This window comes from Achromobacter sp. NPDC058515 (genome assembly GCF_042721735.1).
In the GTDB taxonomy this organism is placed as follows: domain Bacteria; phylum Pseudomonadota; class Gammaproteobacteria; order Burkholderiales; family Burkholderiaceae_B; genus Achromobacter.
Genome location: NZ_JBHXNI010000004.1, coordinates 381,605 through 399,648, shown reverse-complemented (window position 1 = coordinate 399,648; position 18,044 = coordinate 381,605). Strand labels below are relative to the sequence as shown.

The window sequence follows — 18,044 nt, the reverse complement described above, 5'->3', positions numbered from 1 at the left end:
GCAGGTTTTTGAATCCCGTACGGAAAGCAAGGATAGATGTCACCGTACAGGGAGAGTTTTGTGTCCGCTTCATTCCATACGCGCTTGCGCGCACCGTTGACCGCCGGCCGCATGGCCGTGCTGGCCGCCACATGCGCGGGCGCGCTCGTTGCCGGCGCGCCTGCGGCCTGGGCGCAAGCCGCGCCGGCCGCCGCCAACGCCCAGCGCAGCTATCAGATCCCGGCCGGCTCCCTGGCCGACGCGCTGACGCAGTTCGCGCGCAGCGCCGGCGTGATCCTGTCGTTCGACCCCGCGCTGGTGCGCGGGCGCCGGTCGGAAGGCCTGGACGGCGCGTACTCGGTCAGCGCGGGCTTTGCCCGCATCCTGTCGGGCAGCGGCTTGCAGGCGCGCGCGCAATCGGGCAACTCGTGGACGCTGGCGCCCGCGCCGGTGTCGACGGGCGATACCCACACGCTGGCGCCCGTGACGGTGTCGGGCATGGCGGACACCGCGTTCGCGCCCACGGTGGGCTATGTGGCCACCGCCAGCGTCAGCGCCACCAAGACCGACACCCCGCTGATCGAGACCCCGCAATCGGTGTCCGTCGTTACGCGCGAGCAGATCACGGAGCAGGGCGCGCAGACCCTGAACCAGGTGTTGCGCTACACGGCCGGCGTCGCCACCGAGTCGCGGGGCGCCACCGCTACGCGCCTGGACCAGTTCACCGTGCGCGGCTTCTCGGCGTCGACCTACCTGGACGGGCTGCGCGTGTTCGGCGGGCGAGATGCGCTGCCTCAAGTGGATGCCTTCCGGCTGGAGCGCGTGGACGTGCTGAAGGGCCCGGCGTCGGTCATGTACGGGCAGGGCGGCCCGGGCGGCGTGGTCAACCAGATCAGCAAGCGGCCGCTCGAAGAGACGCTGCGCGAAGTGGAGCTGCAGGTCGGCAACTATGATTTCCGCCGCGCCAACTTCGACTTCGGCGGGCCGATGGATGAAGAGGGCAAGTACCTGTACCGCCTGGTGGGCTCGGGGTACATGTCCGACGGCCAGGTCAAGGACACCAAGGAGCGCCGCTACTTCGTGTCTCCGGCCTTCACGTGGAGGCCCAACGGCGACACGTCGCTGACCGTGCTGACGAACTTCCAGCACGACCCCGACATGGGTTCGTACGGCAGCGTGCCGTCGATGCGCACCTTGCTGACGGCGCCGGACGGCTTCCGCCTGCCGGCCGATTACTACGACGGCGACGCCAACTTCGAAAAGAGCGACCGCAAGAGCTATTCGCTGGGCTACGTGCTGGACCATCGCTTCAACGACACGTTCAAGGCGTCGCAGAGCCTGCGCTGGACGCATTCCGACGCGAAGTACCGCAGCGTCTACGGCGCGATGACCAACTACTACGGCTATACGGACAGGAGCTACCTGTACCATCAGCGCGCGTCGATCGCGACCGACGTGGACGTGGGCGCACTGACCATGGACAACAATCTGCAGGCGCGCTTCAACACGGGGCGCTTCGGCCACACCGTACTGCTAGGCTTTGACTACCAGCACGTCAAGACCGACACGCTGTCCGGCTTCGGGTCCGCGCCGCCGTTGTATGTGAAGAACCCCGACAACCACCAGAACATTCCCGTCCCGGCGTTTTCCACGGACGCCTCCACCACGCAATACCAGACCGGCCTGTACTTCCAGGACCAGATCAGGATCGACCGCCTGTCGGTCTTGCTGGGCGGGCGCTACGACTGGTCGCGCAACGTCGGCGAGACCACCACGATCGCCAGCGGCCGCGTCGCGCCGTCGTCCCTGAGCGCCGAGGCCTTCACGGGCCGGCTGGGCGTGATCTACAACTTCGACAACGGCGTGGCGCCGTATTTCAGCTACTCCGAATCCTTCGAGCCGCAGTCCGGCACGGGCTGGAACAACACCCCGTTCAAGCCGATCGAGGGCAACCAGTACGAGGTCGGCATCAAGTACCAGCCGCCGGGCACCGCGACGATGCTGTCGTTCGCCGCATTCGACATCCGGCGCGAGAACATGACGACCACCGATCCGGATCCGACGCACCTGTGCGGCACGTCCGGCGGCCGATGCTCGATCCAGGCGGGCGAACTGCGCACGCAGGGGATCGAACTGGAAGCCAAGACCGAACCGGTGCGGGGCCTGACGCTGGTGGCGGCGTATTCCCTGCTGGACAACGAATACTCCAAGGCCAATCCCAACCTGACGGGCCTGAACCTGAAGGGCAAGTCGCCCGTGGGCGTGCCGTCCCAGCAGGCCTCCGCATGGGCGCGCTACCAGCTGCAGGACGGCCCGCTGGCGGGCATGGGCGTGGGCGGCGGCGTGCGCTACATCGGCTCGTCGTACGTGGACGAGGCCAACACCTTCAAAGTGCCGTCGGTCACGTTGGTGGACCTGATGCTGGACTACGACCTGGGCCGGGTGTCGCCGACATTGAAAGGCATGCAAGTGGCGCTGAACGTGCAGAACCTGTTCGACAAGGAATACATCGCCTCTTGCGGGGGAGATTCCTGGTGCTGGTTCGGCTACCAGCGCTCGATCAAGGCCAGCTTGCGCTACCGCTGGTAACGAGAATGGTTATAATTCAGGTCCCATCGAATCTCGCATCCGTCGCGGGGCGGGTTTGACGACACACTCGAACTAAAGGAAAACAACAATGATGTTTGCAAGAACGTTGGCCGCCGTCGCTCTCCTGGGCGCCGCGGGCGCCGCGCAGGCGCATTTTGTGTGGCTGGAGCGCAGCGCCGAAGGTCCGGCCAAGGCGTACTTTGGGGAATGGGCCGACGACGTGCGCGAAAAGCGCGACGGCCTGCTGGGCAAGATCATGGTGTCGCCCGTCGTGACGGGCGCCGACGGCAAGGCGGTGAAGGCATCGGGCGAAGGCGCCGATTTCCTTGAGTTCGCCACGGCCGGCAAGGGCGATGTGCGCCTGCTCCAGGCCTACCAGTTCAAGGACACCCTGGTGCAGTACGGCGCCAAGGCGGGCCGCGATGATACCCAAGGCAAGCTGGACCTGGAGCTGGTGCCGGCTGCGGCGGGCGCCAACACCTTCGTGCTGCAGTTCAAGGGCAAGCCGCTGGCCAAGACCGAAGTCACCGTGTTCGGCCCGCCGAAGTGGGAAAAGCGCTTCCACAGCGACGAGAACGGCCGCATCGAGATCACGACGCCGTGGCCGGGCCAATACGTGCTGGAAGCCGCTCACGCCGAAGACAAGACCGGCGAGGCCGACGGCAAGTCCTACGCCAAGATCCGCTACGTTTCCACTTTGACCTTCAACGTGACCAAGTGAAAGCTCCCGCAGCCGGCGCAGGCATGATGCGCTACCGAATGGCCGTCTTCTCCCGGGCGGCGGCCGCCATATTGGGCGGCTACGCCCTGGCCTCGGCGGCTGCGGCATGCCTGGCCGTCTGGCTGCCCATGGGGCGGGCGGACGCCGTGACCACGGCGCAGATGTTGTCCTTCGTCGTCTACGCCTGTGGCGTGATCTGGGTGTTCGCCACGCGCAACGCCTGGCGCGCCTGGGCCGGCATCCTGGCGCCGGCCGCCGTGCTGGGCGGCCTGTTCATGGCCGGCCGCATGCTGGGGGCGGCATGAAGGCTGGCAAAGCCCGCGCCCAAGGCGAAGAGGGCCTGCGCCAATCCATGTCCTGGCTGCACACCTGGGCCGGCCTGATCTTCGGCTGGGTGTTGTTTGCCATGTTCCTGACCGGCTCGCTGGCGTTCTTCCGGCCCGAGATCACGAGCTGGATGCAGCCCGAGATCCAGACGCGGCCAGCGCCCGCCGTGCAGGCGGTGGAAACGGCGCAGCGCTACCTGAGCGAACATGCGGCGGACGCCAAGCGCTGGTTCATCACGCCGCCTTCGAGCCGCGAGCCGCTGATCCAGCTGCTGTACCAGGTGCCCAAGCCCAAGCCGGGCGAGCGCGGCTTCGTGCGCGTGAAGCTGGATCCGGCCACCGGGCAGGCCGTGACCGGGCGCGCGACGCGCGGGGGCGATTTCTTCTACCGTTTCCATTTCGAGCTGGAAACCGCGTTCCCGTGGGGACGCTGGCTGGCAAGCATCGCGGGCATGTTCATGCTGGTGGCGATCATCAGCGGCATCATCACGCACAAAAAGATATTCACCGATTTCTTCACCTTCCGTCCGGGCAAGGGCGGGCAGCGCGCCTGGATGGACGGGCACAACGTGCTGTCGGTGCTGGGGCTGCCGTTCCACCTGATGATCACCTTCAGCGGCCTCGTGTTGTTCATGGTCATGCTGATGCCCGCGGGCATCCAGGCCGTGTACGAAAACCCGCGCCAATACACGGACGAGGTCTTCAAGGCGTTCAAGGTCACGCCGCCGCTGAACCAGCCCGCGCAGACGGCGCCTCTCGCGCCGCTGGTGGAGCAGGCCCAGCAGCATTGGCAGGGCAGGGTCGGCCGCGTGACCGTCAACAATCCCGGCGATGCCGGCGCCACCGTGGTCCTGGTGCGCGATGCCGCCGACGGCGTGTCGTTTGGCCGGCTTGCGCCCTACATGCGCTTTGACGGCGTGACGGGCGAACTGCAGGAAAGCGAGGACGAGCTCAGCGCCACCGTGATGACCACCGGCGCCATCATCGGCCTGCATCTGGGGCTGTTCGCCGAACCGCTGCTGCGCTGGTTCTATTTCCTGGTCAGCCTGGCGGGCACCGGCATGGTGGCCACGGGCCTGGTCCTGTGGATCGCCAAGCGCCGCCAGAAGGCGCGCCCGGGCGATGTCCGCGAGGCCTTTTCGCTGCGCCTGGTGGACGGCCTGAACGCCGGCACCATCGCGGGCGTGGTCTTCGGCGTGGCGGCTTTTTTCCTGGCCAACCGCCTCTTGCCGGCCGAGATGCCCGGCCGCCAGGTCTGGGAAGTGCGCGCGTTCTTCTCCGCGTGGGGGCTGTCGCTGGTCTACGCCTTTCTGTTCCAGCGCCGCAAGTGGCAGGACCTGCTGGGCATCGCCGCGGCCGCGCTGGCCCTGGTGCCGGTGGTCAACGTCTTCACCACGTCGCGGCATCTGGGCGTGTCCCTGCCCGCGGGCGACTGGATCATGGCGGGCTTCGACCTGAGCTGCCTGGCCAGCGCCTTGCTGTTCGGCTGGATGGCCCGCAAGGCCGCGCGGGCCGCCAAGGCGCCCGCGAAGGCGCCGGGCAAGGCCCGCGCCGAACGGTCCGCCACCGTCAAGACCGCTGCCGCGACGGCGGTATCCGCCGTTGCCCAGGTGCACGCGGCGCCAGCCGCGCCGGGCCAGGCCGTTTATGAACCGCGAGGTGATACGCCATGACGCTTGCCGCCTTCTGCCTGGCCTACGCGGGGTTCAGCGCCCTGTGCCTGGGCATGGACCGCCACTATGAAGACCTCTTCGACCGCGCCATGCCGCGGCGGCACCGCGTGCCGCTGCGCGTCTTCGGCTGGGTCGCCCTGGCGCTGTCCCTGTGGGCATCGGCCGCGGTCTGGGGCTGGAGCTACGGCACGGTCGAATGGATCGGCATCCTCAGCATCGCCGGACTGCTCCTGATCTGGTTCCTGACCTTCCGACCGCGCGCCGCGCTGACCGCCGGTGGCCTGTGCGCGCTGGCGGCGCCCGTGCTGGCCGTCCTGTAGCGCCGTCGGGGGCCGCGCGCCGGCAGGCCCGCGCCCCGGCAAGTTACACTGGGCGCTTCCCCTAGCAATCGCCTCTTCGCCTCATGAATACCCGCGTCCTTACCGGCATTACCACGACTGGAACTCCCCACCTTGGCAACTACGCGGGCGCGATCCGCCCCGCGGTCCAGGCCAGCACACAGCCCGGCGTGGACGCATTCTTCTTCCTGGCGGACTACCACGCGCTGATCAAGTGCGACGATCCGGCGCGCGTCGCGCGCTCGCGCCTGGAAATCGCCGCCACCTGGCTGGCGGTGGGCCTGGACCACGAACGCGTGACGTTCTACCGCCAATCGGATATTCCCGAGATCCCCGAGCTTTGCTGGCTGCTCACCTGCGTCACGGCCAAGGGACTGATGAACCGGGCGCATGCGTACAAGGCCTCGGTGGACCAGAACGTGGCCAAGGGCGTGGACCCCGACGACGGCATCACGATGGGGCTGTTCTCGTATCCGGTGCTGATGGCCGCCGACATCGTCATGTTCAATGCGAACAAGGTGCCGGTGGGCCGCGACCAGATCCAGCATCTGGAGATGGCGCGCGATATCGCGCAGCGCTTTAACCACCTGTACGGCCGCGAGTACTTCTCGCTGCCGGAAGTGGCCATCGAAGAAGACGTGGCGACCTTGCCGGGACTGGACGGCCGCAAGATGTCCAAGAGCTACAACAACACCATTCCCCTGTTCGAAGGCGGCGCCAGCGCGCTGCGCGCATCGGTGATGCGCATCGTGACGGATTCGCGCGCGCCCGGCGAGCCCAAGGACGCCGAAGCCTCGCACCTGTACACGCTTTACCGTGCATTCGCGACGCAGGCGGAGTCGGCGGCGTTTCGCAAGCAGCTGGAAGAGGGCATGGGCTGGGGCGACGCCAAGCAGACGCTCTACGAGCACCTGGAGGCCTTGCTGGCCCCGATGCGTGAAAAGTACTTCGACCTGATGGCCAACCCCGGCCGCATCGAAGACATCCTGCAGGCCGGCGCGGCCAAGGCCCGCAAGCTGGCCGTGCCGTTCATGCAGGAACTGCGCCAGGCCGTGGGCCTGCGCAACCTGGACGCCGCCGCCAGCTCGGGCAAGGGCGCGCAGGGCAAGAAGGAAAAGGCCAAGGGCGCGCGTTTCGTCAGTTTCCGCGACGACGACGGCGGATTCCGGTTCCGCCTGCTGGCCGCCGACGGCGAGGAACTGCTGCTGTCGCAGCGTTTCGCGGACCCGAAGGAAGCCGGCGCGCTGATGCGCCGCCTGCAAGCGGAACCGGCCGATTCGGTGCTGCAGGCAAACGAGCAAGGCTATGCGGCGCTGATCGACGGCGTGGCCGTGGCCACGGCCCCGGCCGGCGCGCAAGGCGAACCCGCCGAGCTGCTGGCGCGCGCGCGGCAAGCGCTGCTGTCGCTGTCCCAGGACTGAGAGGCGGGCGGCGCCAGGCGCCGCCGGCAGGGCCTGCGCGGCCCGGGCGCAATCCTCAGGCCTGGCGGGCGCTGGCCACGATGCGGCCGTCGCGCACCTGGAAGCGCTGGGTGTTGCCCTGGCCCGCGATCTCAAGCATGTCGCCTTCCATGTAGCCCGTGACGTTGGGACAGTCCAGCCATTCCGGGTTGATGAAGGGAAAGTACTTCAGCGTGCCGCTGCCCTGGCTGGCGAAATCGAAGGTCGTGTTGGCGACCACTTCCGGGTCCCATTGGCTGGCGTCGAAGGTCAGCGCGCAGCCGGTGCCGATGCGATAGATGATGCTGGCGCCCATGCTGGCGAAGCCCAGCGCGCCGACATGCAATTGCGCGCCATTGCGCAGTTCTATGATGCGGCTGCCCAGGCGCTCCAGCGTGATGTGCTTGAACGTGACGTCGGCGCCTTCCACGATCAGGTGCGAATACTGGCCCAGCGTGACTTCGCCGTAGGCGCCGCTGGGGCCGGCTTCTTTTTCGGTGATGGTCGCCGCTTCATTGGCGGCAAGCGTGATGGTACTGGGCATGGCGGACGGATCTCCGGGTCTTTCAAGTATGGCGCTATTGTTCTTGTGCATCTACCCGATAGACGTTTCGCGCCGCAGCTCGCCTGATCATGGGTCTTGCGTCGCCGGACAGCCCTTGGGGCTGGTTGTTATTATTTGGACACAATTCGATATTTTCTCTTATTTTCCTGAATACGGATTGAGAGAACGCAAGGAAAAGGGCTTTCTACGGGAAAGTCCTAGGCGTAGGGAAAGGGCAAAAAAACGCCCCGTGCCGCGACGCTTCGCGCGCTGGCAGCTCCCGGGAACCTTTTATCTTGAGGCGACCGGCCGGCAAAATAAAAAACCCGGCGCACAGGGCGCCGGGCTTTTGGTCCTTGCGGCGCCGGAATCAGCGCTTGAGCTTGGCGAAAGCGTCCGCCATGGCGCTGTTCATCGCGGCTGCACCGCCGCCCGCGTTGCCGCGGCCGCCGTCGCCCTGAAGGCGGCGGTTGGGGCGGTCGCCGCCCTTGGGGGCATCGCCGCTGCGGCGGGCCGGGGCGGCGGTATCGTTCATGCGCATGGTGAGCGCCACGCGCTTGCGCGCGGCGTCCACTTCCAGCACCTTCACGCTGACCGTCTGGCCCACGCGCACGACGTCGCGAGGATCCTTCACGAACTTCTCGGCCAGGGCCGAGATGTGGACCAGGCCGTCCTGGTGGACGCCGATGTCGACGAATGCGCCGAAGTTGGCCACGTTCGTCACGACGCCTTCCAGCACCATGCCCGGGTACAGGTCGTTCAGCGTTTCCACGCCTTCCTTGAACTGCGCCGTCTTGAACTCGGGGCGCGGATCGCGGCCGGGTTTTTCCAGTTCGGCGAAGATGTCTTTCACCGTGGGCAGGCCGAAGCGCTCGTCGGTGAAGTCGGAAGGCGACACGCCCTTGAGGGCTTCGCGCTGGCCGATGATCTGCTTTACCTCAGCCTTGATCTTGGCCACGATGCGCTCGACCACCGGATAGGCTTCCGGGTGGACGGACGAGGCGTCCAGCGGGTTGTCGCCGTTGGGGATGCGCAGGAAGCCGGCGGCCTGCTCGAACGCCTTTTCGCCAAAGCGCGGCACCTTGCGCAGGATGTCGCGCGTGGGGAAGGCGCCGTTCTCGTCGCGCCAGGCCACGATGTTCTTGGCCAAAAGCGAGTTCAGGCCCGACACGCGGGCCAGCAGGGCGGCGGAGGCGGTATTCACGTCCACGCCCACGGCGTTCACGCAGTCCTCGACCACGGCGTCCAGCGAACGCGCCAGCTCGCGCTGGTTGACGTCGTGCTGGTACTGGCCCACGCCGATGGCCTTGGGATCGATCTTCACCAGTTCGGCCAGCGGGTCCTGCAGGCGGCGCGCGATGGACACGGCGCCGCGCAGGGTCACGTCCAGGTCGGGGAATTCCAGGGCGGCGGTTTCCGATGCGGAGTACACCGAGGCGCCGGCTTCCGAGACCACCACGCGGGTGACCTTCAGGTCGGGGAAGCGCTCCATCATGTCGCCCACCAGCTTTTCGCTTTCACGCGAGGCGGTGCCGTTGCCGATGGCGATCAGGTCGACCTTGTGGCGCGCCACCAGCGCAGCCAGCGTGCTGATCGTGCCGTCGCGGTCGCGGCGCGGTTCGAACGGGTAGACGGTGGTGGTGTCCACGACCTTGCCGGTCTGGTCGATCACCGCCACCTTGCAGCCCGTGCGGATGCCGGGATCCAGGCCCAGCACGGCCTTGGGGCCGGCGGGAGCCGCCAGCAGCAGGTCCTTCAGGTTGGCGGCGAACACGCGGATCGCCTCGGCTTCGCCGCTTTCGCGCAGGCGGCCGACCAGTTCGCTTTCAAAGGCCGTCAACAGCTTGACGCGCCAGGTCCAGCGGCAGACTTCGCCAAGCCAGCGGGCGCGCGGCGTCGCGTCCAGCGCGAACAGGCCGTTGCCCAGCTTGAGGAAGTTGGCGATGCGGGCCACGCAGGGGTGCGGGGTTTGCGCTTCGAGGTCGGCTTCCAGGCCCAGGCGCAGTTCCAGCACGCCTTGCTGGCGGCCGCGCAGGAGCGCAAGGATGCGGTGCGAAGGCAGGGTGCGCAGCGGTTCGTTGAAGTCGAACCAGTCGCGGAAATTGGAGCCCTCGGTTTCCTTGCCGTCGATCATCTTGGAGTAGATCAGTCCGGTGGACCACAGGTGCTCGCGCATGTCGGCCAGCAGGTCCGCGTTTTCCGCGTAGCGCTCGGCCAGGATGTCGCGCGCGCCGTCCAGCGCCGCCTTGGCGTCGTTGATGGACGCCTCGGGGTTCAGGTACTGCGCGGCCAATGCGGCGGGGTCGCAAGCCGGATCGGCCAGGATGCCGTCCGCCAGCGGCTCCAGGCCGGCCTCGCGGGCGATCTGGGCGCGCGTGCGGCGCTTGGGCTTGTACGGCGCGTACAAGTCTTCCAGGCGCTGCTTGGTGTCGGCGGTGGCGATTTCCTGCTGCAGCTCGGGCGTCAGCTTGCCTTGCTGCGAAATGGATTCAAGGATGGAGCCGCGGCGCTCTTCGAGCTCGCGCAGATAGCCCAGGCGCACTTCCAGGTTGCGCAGCACGGTATCGTCCAAGCCGCCGGTGGCTTCCTTGCGATAGCGGGCGATGAAGGGCACGGTGGCGCCGTCATCCAGCAGTTCCACCGCCGAAGCGATCTGGGAGGCGCGCGCGCCGAGCTCGGTTGCAAGCTGCGCGACGATGCGGGCGTTGTCGACGCCGGCGGCGACGTTCGTGATAGTGGAAGTTTCAGACATCTCTATACGACGACAAAAAGGAAAAACAAGGGGCGGATTGTGCCATAAGCCGCTGTTACAGAACGTGCAAGGGCGGACAGATATGTCCCCCCTTGCGGTGGCCCGGCGGTCGGCCGCAAGCAGGAAAGTGCGGCCGCACCGGGTATCATTTGGTCCTTTCCCACATAAGTGTCTGGCGCCCGAACCGCTTGTCCGGCACCGGTTCACCGTTGACCGACACTAGGCTGCCTGAATGCTGGACCTGGATATTTCCGAATTCTTCGACGAGGACGGGCCATTGGCCACGGCCTTGCCCGGCTACAAGCCGCGCCCTTCGCAGGTGGAGCTGTCCCAGGCCATCGGCCAGGCCATCCAGGACCGCGCCACGCTGGTGGCCGAAGCGGGCACCGGCATCGGCAAGACCTGGGCCTATCTTGTACCCGCCTTCATCCAGGGCGGCAAGGTGCTGATCTCCACCGGCACGCGCACCCTGCAGGACCAGCTCTTCGCGCGCGATCTGCCGCGGGTGCGCGCCGCGCTGGCCGCGCCCGTGACCGCGGCGCTGCTCAAGGGCCGCGGCAACTACGTCTGCCACTACCACCTGGAACGCCTGCAGGGCGATGAGCGCGCCCTGAAGTCGCGCACCGAGATCCAGCAACTGCGCCAGATCCAGGTGTTCGCGGGCATCTCCAAGACGGGCGACCGGGGCGATCTGGCGCAGGTGCCGGAAGACGCCGATATCTGGCAGCGCGTGACTTCAACGCGCGAGAACTGCCTGGGCCAGGAGTGCCCGCGCATCCGCGACTGCTTTGTCGTCAAGGCGCGCCGCCAGGCCCAGGAAGCCGACGTGGTGGTCGTCAACCACGCGCTGTTCATGGCCGACCTGGTGCTGCGCGAAGAGGGCGTCACCGACCTGCTGCCGGAAGCCGACACCGTCATCTTCGACGAGGCGCACCAGCTTCCCGACACCGCCACGCGCTTTCTGGGCAGCAGCGTGTCCACGCACCAATTGATGGACTTCGGCCGCGCGCTGGAAGTCGCGGGCCTGGCCTACGCGCGCGAAGCGGCCAAATGGAGCGACGTCAGCCGCCATCTGGAAACCGCCGCGCGCGAACTTCGCCTGGCCTGTGCGCCCCTGGACAAGATGCCGGGCCGCAAGGCGACCTTCGAGGCCATACCCAACCCCGAGGAATTCGACGAAGCGCTGATGGCGCTGCGCGAAGCCGTGGACGGCGCCGCCAAGGCCTTGGGCGCCGTATCGGAAAAGCACCCGGACCTGATGGCCGCCGCGCGCGCCGGCGCCGAGATCTCGGTGCGGCTCAAGCGCTGGGCGACGCCCGGGCGCGCCAATGCCGGCGCGGACGACGAAGGCTGGGGCCGGGACGACCAGGCGCCCGAACCGGTCGCGCAATCCGCGCTGGGCGACGGCCCCGCCACGCCGGCCGCGATCCTGGAAGGCGCCGCCGCGGCGGAACAATGGACCGGTCCGGCGGTGCGCTGGGTCGAGCACGGCCTGCACCACGTGCGCCTGCATTCGGCGCCGCTGTCGGTGGCCCAGGCCTTCTCCAAGTACCGCAAGCCGGGCCAGGCCTGGATCATGACCTCGGCGACGCTGTCCGTGAACGGCGAGTTCACGCACTTCACCAGCCAGCTCGGGCTGGAGCGCGCGCGCACGGGCAAATGGGAGTCTCCATTCGATTACCCCGAACAGGCGCTGCTGTTCGTGCCGCGCGGCATGCCCGAACCGCAGTCGCCGCAGTTCATCGAGCGTTTCGTGCAGACCCTGCTGCCGCTGCTGGAGGCAAGCCCGGGCGGGACGCTGGTGCTGTGCACGACCCTGCGGGCGGTGGACAAGGTCGCCAACCTGCTGGCCGACGCCTTCGACGACGCGGGGCACGATTGGCCGCTGCTCAAGCAGGGCGAGGGCACGCGCCGCGACCTGCTCGACCGCTTTTGCAAGCTCAAGCACCCCGTGCTGGTGGGCAGCGCCAGCTTCTGGGAAGGCATCGACCTGCCCGGCGACGTGCTGACGCTGGTGGCGATCGACAAGCTGCCGTTCGCGCCGCCCGACGATCCCGTCATCGAAGCGCGCCTGCGGGCCTGCCGGGCGCAGGGCGGCAATCCGTTCTCGGAATACCAGCTGCCCGAAGCCGCCATCTCGCTCAAGCAGGGCGCGGGCCGCCTGATCCGCACGGAGTCGGACTGGGGCGTCCTGATGGTGGGCGACGCGCGCCTGGTCGAAAAGCCCTATGGCAAGCGCCTGTGGCGTGGCCTGCCGCCGTTTGCCCGGACGCGCGAGCTGGAAGAGGTGCTGGCGTTCTACCGCCGCAAAACCGGCGATCAGTAGCGCCGTCCGGTTTGCCAAGGCAAAAAAAACCCCTCGTCGTGAAACGAGGGGCTTTTTCCCATGCGGGCGGAATCAGTTGAAGGGATTCCACCAGCTCTTGTCGGCCTGCAGGCCCTTGGTCTTGAACTCGCTGTTGGGGAAGTTCTTGTCGTAGACGCGCTGGGCGTCGTTCTTCAGTTCGGTCATGTGCAGCCTGTCATAGGACTCGACCATCAGGTAGAGCGCCTCTTCGGTGGCGGGGGCGCCCTCGAAGTCGGTGATGACGGTCTGCGCGCGATTGGCGGCCGCCACGTAGGCGCCGCGCTCGAAGTAGTAGCGGGCGACGTGGACTTCGTTCATGGCGATGGTGTTGACCAGCCATGCCACGCGCTTTTCGGCGTCCACCGAGTACTTGCTTTCCGGGTAGCGCTTGATCAGTTCGTTGAAGGCGTCGTAGGACGCGCGCAGGCCCTTGGGATCGCGTTCGGCGGGGTCCTGGCCCGTGATGTTGGCCATGAAGGCGCTGGCCGGCGTGAAGTTGATCAGGCCCTTCAGGTACAGGGCGTAGTCGGTGCCGGGGTGGTTGGGATAGAGCTGCTGGAAGCGGTCGATGGCGGCCAGGGCCTGTTCGTTTTCTCCGTCCTTCCAGTTGACGTAGGCCAGCTCAAGCAGGGCTTGCTGGGCGTACACGCCGAAGGGATAGCGGCTTTCGATGGCGGTCAGGCGTTCGCGCGCTTCCTTCCAGCCGCCGGAGGACATTTCCGCCTTGGCATCGGCGTAGAGCTGTTCTGCGCTCCAGTTGGTGGTCTTGTCGTACTTGCTGTCGGTCGCGCCGCAACCGGCGATCATGATGACGGCAAATAGCGCGATAACCACGCGCAAAACCGGCCCGCTACGGGATGCGGGGTTCGAGGGAGCTGCGGGGTGGTGAATCACGAGAATCGTATCCTTGGTGTTAGCATGGCAAGCTGATTATATGATTTGTCTCCATGTCCGATACAGCCGCCAGCGCAGATCTTGTTTCTGACGACGAACTCCTGGGTCTAGCCGACGAAAATCCCGACGAAAACCCGCGGGGTGAACCGCAACTTGTAACCGTGCCGTCCGCCATGCGCGCCGACCGCCTGGACAAGGTGCTGGCGGGCTTGTTGCCCGACCATTCCCGCAATCGCCTGCAAGGCTGGATCGAGTCCGGCAACGTGCTCGTCAACGGGGCGCCCGCCAAGATCCGGCAGACGGTCGGTCCGGGCGACCAGCTCACCATCTGGGCCCAGCCCGCGCCCGACGCGCGCGCCTTCACGCCCGAGCCCGTCGAATTCGCCGTCGTGGCCGAAAGCCCCGACTGGATCGTGGTGAACAAGCCCGCCGGGCTGGTCACTCATCCCGGCGCCGGCAACTGGAGCGGCACGCTGCTCAATGGCCTGCTCTACCGCTACCCCGAATTGGCGCAGGTCGCCCGCGCCGGCATCGTGCACCGGCTGGACAAGGACACCTCCGGACTGATGGTGGTGGCCCGCAACGACAAGGCCCAGACCCACCTGGTGCGCCAATTGCAGGCGCGCAGCATGGGCCGGGAATACATGGCGCTGGCGCATGGCTGGATCGCCGGTCCCGGCAAGGTGGACCGCGACATCGGCCGCGACCCGCGCGTGCCCGTGCGCATGAGCGTCGAGCGCCCCGTGGCGCCCAAGCCCGCCGTGACCAATTACGCACCCGCCCGCCGCGGCATGGCGGATCCCGGCGGCCGCGTCACTGAAGTGGTCTGCCGCCTGGAAACCGGCCGCACCCATCAGATCCGCGTGCACATGGCCAGCCTGGGGCATCCGCTGCTGGCCGACACCATCTACGGCGGCAAGAACATCGCGGGGGCGCAGCGCCAGATGCTGCATGCCCGCGCCCTGCATTTCGACGACCCGGGCGGCAGCGGAGAGGTGCAATTCGCCGCCGCCGCGCCTGCCGACATGATTCAGGTCCAGGAAAACATTGCATGGAACGCGTGATCGCAAACCTGCCGGTGGTGACCGGCCCCGAGTGGGCCGGCGTGAACTACTTCTGCACGACCCGCGCCGGCGGCGTGGGCGTGGCGCCGCATGACACCCTGAACCTGGGGCGGCGGGCCGGAGACGACCCCGATGCCGTGGCCGAGAACCGGCTGCGCGTGCGCGCCGCCGTACCGGGCGAGCCCCTGTGGCTGCGCCAGGTCCATGGCAGCGACGTCGTGGACGCCGACCGGCCGGATGTGCCGGACGAGCCGGCGGCCGACGCCAGCGTCACGGCGCAGCCCGGACGCGTGCTGGCCATCATGGTGGCCGACTGCCTGCCCGTGGTCATTGCCGATGCCGGCGGCCAGGTGCTGGGCGCGGCGCACGCCGGCTGGCGCGGCCTGTCGGGCGGCGTGCTGGAACATACGCTGGCCGCCATGCGCGCCAAGGCGCCGCGCGCCGCGGGCTGGCGCGCCTGGGTCGGCCCGGGGATCGGCCCCGGGGAATTCGAGGTGGGGCAGGACGTGCTCGACGCCTTCGTGGCGGACGACCCGGCCGCCCGGCGCTACTTCGCGCCGCGGCCCGGCATCGCCGGCAAATGGCTGGCCGACCTCGCCGGACTGGCCGATTTCCGCCTGCGCCGCGCCGGGGTACAAGAGGTATCGCTCTGCGGCATGTGCACCGTGACGCAGTCGGACCGCTTCTTTTCCTATCGGCGCGACGGCGAAACCGGACGCATGGCCTTGCTGGCCTGGCTCAACCCCGTCTGATATTGCGCCAGGCCGGGTTCCGGGCTTGCGTCCGGCCCCCGGCATGCCTCCTTGTATACCCGCATTGACAGTCCTGAACCCGGAATGCAACATCAATCGAGAAGTCTCGATAACAAGGTGTCGAAGTGAATGCCAATCTCTCCGCCGCAGGGCCCATTCCGGTGAGCGTGGCACCGGAAATCATGGCCGACATCCAGGCCGAATTTTCTCGCGAATGGCAGCGCCTTTGCGACGATGCGCGGCGTGGCGCGCTGGCGCCGCCGTCCGACCGGCGCTTCTCGGGCGACGCCTGGGCCGCCAATGGCTCGCACCTGCTGCTGGCCCATACCTACCTGCTGTCCGCGCGCGCCATGTCGCGCATGGTGGACGCCGCCCAGGTCAGCGAACCCATGCGGGACCGCCTGCGTTTCTCGATCATGCAATGGGTCGATGCGCTGTCTCCGTCGAACTTCCTGGCGCTCAACCCGGACGCCCAGCAATCCATCGTGGAAAGCGCCGGCCGCGCGTTGAACGAAGGCCTGGCGAATCTGCTGGGCGACGTCAAGAAGGGCCGCATTACGCAAACGGACGAATCGCAGTTCGAGATCGGCCGCAACGTGGCGACCACGCCCGGCGAAGTGGTGTTCGAGAACAAGCTGTTCCAGCTCATCCAGTACGCGCCGTCGACGGACGCCGTGCACGAGCTGCCGCTGGTCATCGTCCCGCCGAACATCAACAAGTTCTACATCCTGGACCTGCAGCCCGAGAATTCCTTCGTGCGGCACGCGGTCGGGCAGGGCTACACGGTGTTCCTGATTTCGTGGCGCAATCCGGTGGCCGGCGATACCGACGGCGTGGACCGCGCCACCTGGTCCGACTATCTGGACGATGCCGTGCTGCAGGCCTTGCGCGTGGCCAGCGACATCACCAAGCAGCCGCAGGTCAATGCCCTGGGCTTCTGCGTGGGCGGCACCATGCTGGCTTCGGCGCTGGCGCTGGCCGAAGCGCGCGGCGAACACCCCGTGGCATCGCTGACCTTGCTGACCTCGCTGCTCGATTTCCACGACACCGGCATCCTGAAGGTCTTCGTCGACGAGGCCCATGCGCTGTTGCGCGACCATCAGCTGGGCAAGGGCGGCTTGATGCCCGGGCGCGACCTGGCCACCACGTTCTCGTTCCTGCGGCCCAATGAGCTGGTCTGGAACTACGTCGTCGGGAACTACCTGAAGGGCCAGAAGCCGCCTCCCTTCGACCTGCTGTTCTGGAACGGCGACAGCACCAATCTTCCCGGGCCTTTCTTCTCCTGGTACTTCCGCAATACCTACCTCGAGAACAACCTGAAAGTGCCGGGCCGGGCTCAGGCCGCGGGCATGTCGCTGGACCTCACCCGGCTGCGGATGCCGGCCTACATCTTCGGCTCGCGCGAAGACCATATCGTGCCGTGGGTCTCGGCCTACGCGTCCACGCAGGTGCTGCGCGGACCGCAGCGTTTCGTCCTGGGCGCGTCGGGCCATATCGCCGGCGTGGTGAACCCGCCTGCCAAGAAGCGCCGCAGCTACTGGGTGGCCGACTCCCTGGAGCAGGCCGGCCATTCCTTGCCGGGGGACCCCAACACCTGGTTCGCGCAGGCGGCCGAGCACCCGGGAAGCTGGTGGCCCGACTGGACGGAGTGGCTGTCCGGCCATTCCGGCAAGCAGGTCAAGGCGCGCACAAAATTAGGCAATGCCAAGCACCGGCCGATCGAGCCGGCTCCTGGCAGGTACGTGAAGGTCCGGGCCGCCTGACACCGCGATACGCGGTTGACCCAGGCCAATAAGAAAGTTAATCAACGAGGCGTCCGTCGCACACAGGAGGAAGTCCAATGAGCGGAAAACTGGCTTACGTAACAGGCGGGATGGGCGGGATCGGCACCTCTATTTGCCAGCGCTTGGCCAAGGATGGCTTTCGCGTGGTGGCAGGTTGCGGCCCCAGCCGCAACTACCAGCAATGGCTGGATGAGCAGGCAGCGCAGGGCTACACGTTCCATGCGTCCGTTGGCAACGTGTCCGATTGGGACTCGACCGTAGAGGCTTTCGAGCGAGTCACGAAGGACCTGGGCCCGGTCGACGTGCTGGTGAACAACGCGGGCATCACCCGCGACGGGCTGTTCCGGAAAATGACCGCCGACGATTGGCGCGCGGTCATCGACACCAACCTGAACAGCCTGTTCAATGTGACCAAGCAGGTCATCGAAGGCATGGTCGAGCGCCAGTGGGGGCGGATCATCAACATCAGCTCGGTCAATGGCCAGAAGGGGCAATTCGGCCAGACGAACTACTCCACGGCGAAGGCCGGCATCCACGGCTTCACCATGGCGCTGGCGCAGGAAGTGGCCAGCAAGGGCGTCACGGTCAATACCATTTCGCCCGGCTATATCGGCACGGACATGGTTCGCGCCATCCGCCCGGATGTGCTCGAGAAGATCGTTGCGACGATTCCGGTGCGCCGCCTGGGCACGCCCGAGGAAATCGCGTCCATGACGTCGTGGCTGGCCTCGGACGAGTCCGGTTTTTCGACGGGCGCGGATTTCTCGCTCAACGGCGGCCTGCACATGGGCTGACGCATCGCGGGCCGCCATGGGGCGGCCCATCGGCGCCGGATGGCCTCG

Annotated in this window: 14 protein-coding genes; 11 read left to right on the top strand and 3 right to left on the bottom strand. The window is 67.2% G+C overall.

Annotated features, from left to right (window positions below; translation table 11 throughout):
• Window positions 1-111: 111 nt before the first annotated feature.
• The 6 genes from ACFWP0_RS10585 to ACFWP0_RS10560 all read left to right on the top strand — a co-directional run bounded on the left by ACFWP0_RS10585 (window position 112) and on the right by ACFWP0_RS10560 (window position 7,047).
• A complete protein-coding gene (locus tag ACFWP0_RS10585) occupies window positions 112-2,568 on the top strand; it encodes a TonB-dependent siderophore receptor (RefSeq protein WP_377841880.1) in 2,457 nt (818 codons plus the stop codon).
• Window positions 2,569-2,656: 88 nt separating this feature from the next.
• Window positions 2,657-3,289, top strand: coding sequence for a DUF4198 domain-containing protein (locus ACFWP0_RS10580; RefSeq protein WP_377841792.1), 633 nt, complete (start codon window positions 2,657-2,659; stop codon window positions 3,287-3,289).
• Between the two features lie 23 nt (window positions 3,290-3,312).
• Entirely contained in the window at window positions 3,313-3,594 is a 282-nt protein-coding gene (locus tag ACFWP0_RS10575) for a DUF3649 domain-containing protein (RefSeq protein WP_377841790.1), read from the top strand.
• Window positions 3,591-5,288, top strand: coding sequence for a PepSY-associated TM helix domain-containing protein (locus tag ACFWP0_RS10570; protein WP_377841789.1), 1,698 nt, complete (start codon window positions 3,591-3,593; stop codon window positions 5,286-5,288). Before ACFWP0_RS10575 ends, ACFWP0_RS10570 begins: the two co-directional genes overlap by 4 nt.
• Complete coding sequence (locus tag ACFWP0_RS10565) at window positions 5,285-5,608, top strand: DUF3325 domain-containing protein (protein WP_377841787.1); 324 nt, start codon at window positions 5,285-5,287, stop codon at window positions 5,606-5,608. Before ACFWP0_RS10570 ends, ACFWP0_RS10565 begins: the two co-directional genes overlap by 4 nt.
• Before the next feature lie 83 nt (window positions 5,609-5,691).
• A complete protein-coding gene (locus tag ACFWP0_RS10560) occupies window positions 5,692-7,047 on the top strand; it encodes a tryptophan--tRNA ligase (RefSeq protein WP_377841785.1) in 1,356 nt (451 codons plus the stop codon).
• Window positions 7,048-7,102: 55 nt separating this feature from the next.
• Here the strand turns inward: ACFWP0_RS10560 and ACFWP0_RS10555 are convergent, their stop codons facing one another.
• Both ACFWP0_RS10555 and tex read right to left on the bottom strand, forming a co-directional pair.
• Window positions 7,103-7,609 (bottom strand): hypothetical protein, encoded by a 507-nt coding sequence (locus ACFWP0_RS10555; RefSeq protein WP_377841783.1) that lies wholly within the window; start codon window positions 7,607-7,609, stop codon window positions 7,103-7,105.
• 370 nt (window positions 7,610-7,979) lie between these two features.
• Window positions 7,980-10,361 carry an RNA-binding transcriptional accessory protein Tex gene (gene tex / locus ACFWP0_RS10550; protein ID WP_377841781.1) on the bottom strand — a complete coding sequence of 794 codons (2,382 nt, stop codon included), beginning with the start codon at window positions 10,359-10,361 and terminating at the stop codon, window positions 7,980-7,982.
• A 232-nt stretch (window positions 10,362-10,593) separates the two neighbouring features.
• Between tex and ACFWP0_RS10545 the strand changes: the two genes are divergently transcribed.
• Window positions 10,594-12,687 carry an ATP-dependent DNA helicase gene (locus ACFWP0_RS10545; RefSeq protein WP_377841780.1) on the top strand — a complete coding sequence of 698 codons (2,094 nt, stop codon included), beginning with the start codon at window positions 10,594-10,596 and terminating at the stop codon, window positions 12,685-12,687.
• Between the two features lie 72 nt (window positions 12,688-12,759).
• Here ACFWP0_RS10545 and ACFWP0_RS10540 read toward each other — a convergent pair whose 3' ends face one another.
• Window positions 12,760-13,515 (bottom strand): outer membrane protein assembly factor BamD, encoded by a 756-nt coding sequence (locus tag ACFWP0_RS10540; RefSeq protein ID WP_377841878.1) that lies wholly within the window; start codon window positions 13,513-13,515, stop codon window positions 12,760-12,762.
• Window positions 13,516-13,655: 140 nt separating this feature from the next.
• Between ACFWP0_RS10540 and ACFWP0_RS10535 the strand changes: the two genes are divergently transcribed.
• From ACFWP0_RS10535 to phbB, 4 genes are all read left to right on the top strand, one after another.
• Entirely contained in the window at window positions 13,656-14,666 is a 1,011-nt protein-coding gene (locus ACFWP0_RS10535) for an RluA family pseudouridine synthase (protein ID WP_377841778.1), read from the top strand.
• Window positions 14,654-15,418 carry a peptidoglycan editing factor PgeF gene (gene pgeF, locus ACFWP0_RS10530; protein ID WP_377841776.1) on the top strand — a complete coding sequence of 255 codons (765 nt, stop codon included), beginning with the start codon at window positions 14,654-14,656 and terminating at the stop codon, window positions 15,416-15,418. The genes ACFWP0_RS10535 and pgeF overlap by 13 nt, the downstream gene beginning before the upstream one ends.
• A 125-nt stretch (window positions 15,419-15,543) precedes the next feature.
• Window positions 15,544-17,181 (top strand): class I poly(R)-hydroxyalkanoic acid synthase, encoded by a 1,638-nt coding sequence (phaC, locus tag ACFWP0_RS10525; RefSeq protein ID WP_377841774.1) that lies wholly within the window; start codon window positions 15,544-15,546, stop codon window positions 17,179-17,181.
• Between the two features lie 77 nt (window positions 17,182-17,258).
• Window positions 17,259-17,996, top strand: a complete 738-nt coding sequence (phbB, locus tag ACFWP0_RS10520) for an acetoacetyl-CoA reductase (RefSeq protein WP_377841772.1) — start codon at window positions 17,259-17,261, stop codon at window positions 17,994-17,996.
• Window positions 17,997-18,044: the final 48 nt, after the last annotated feature.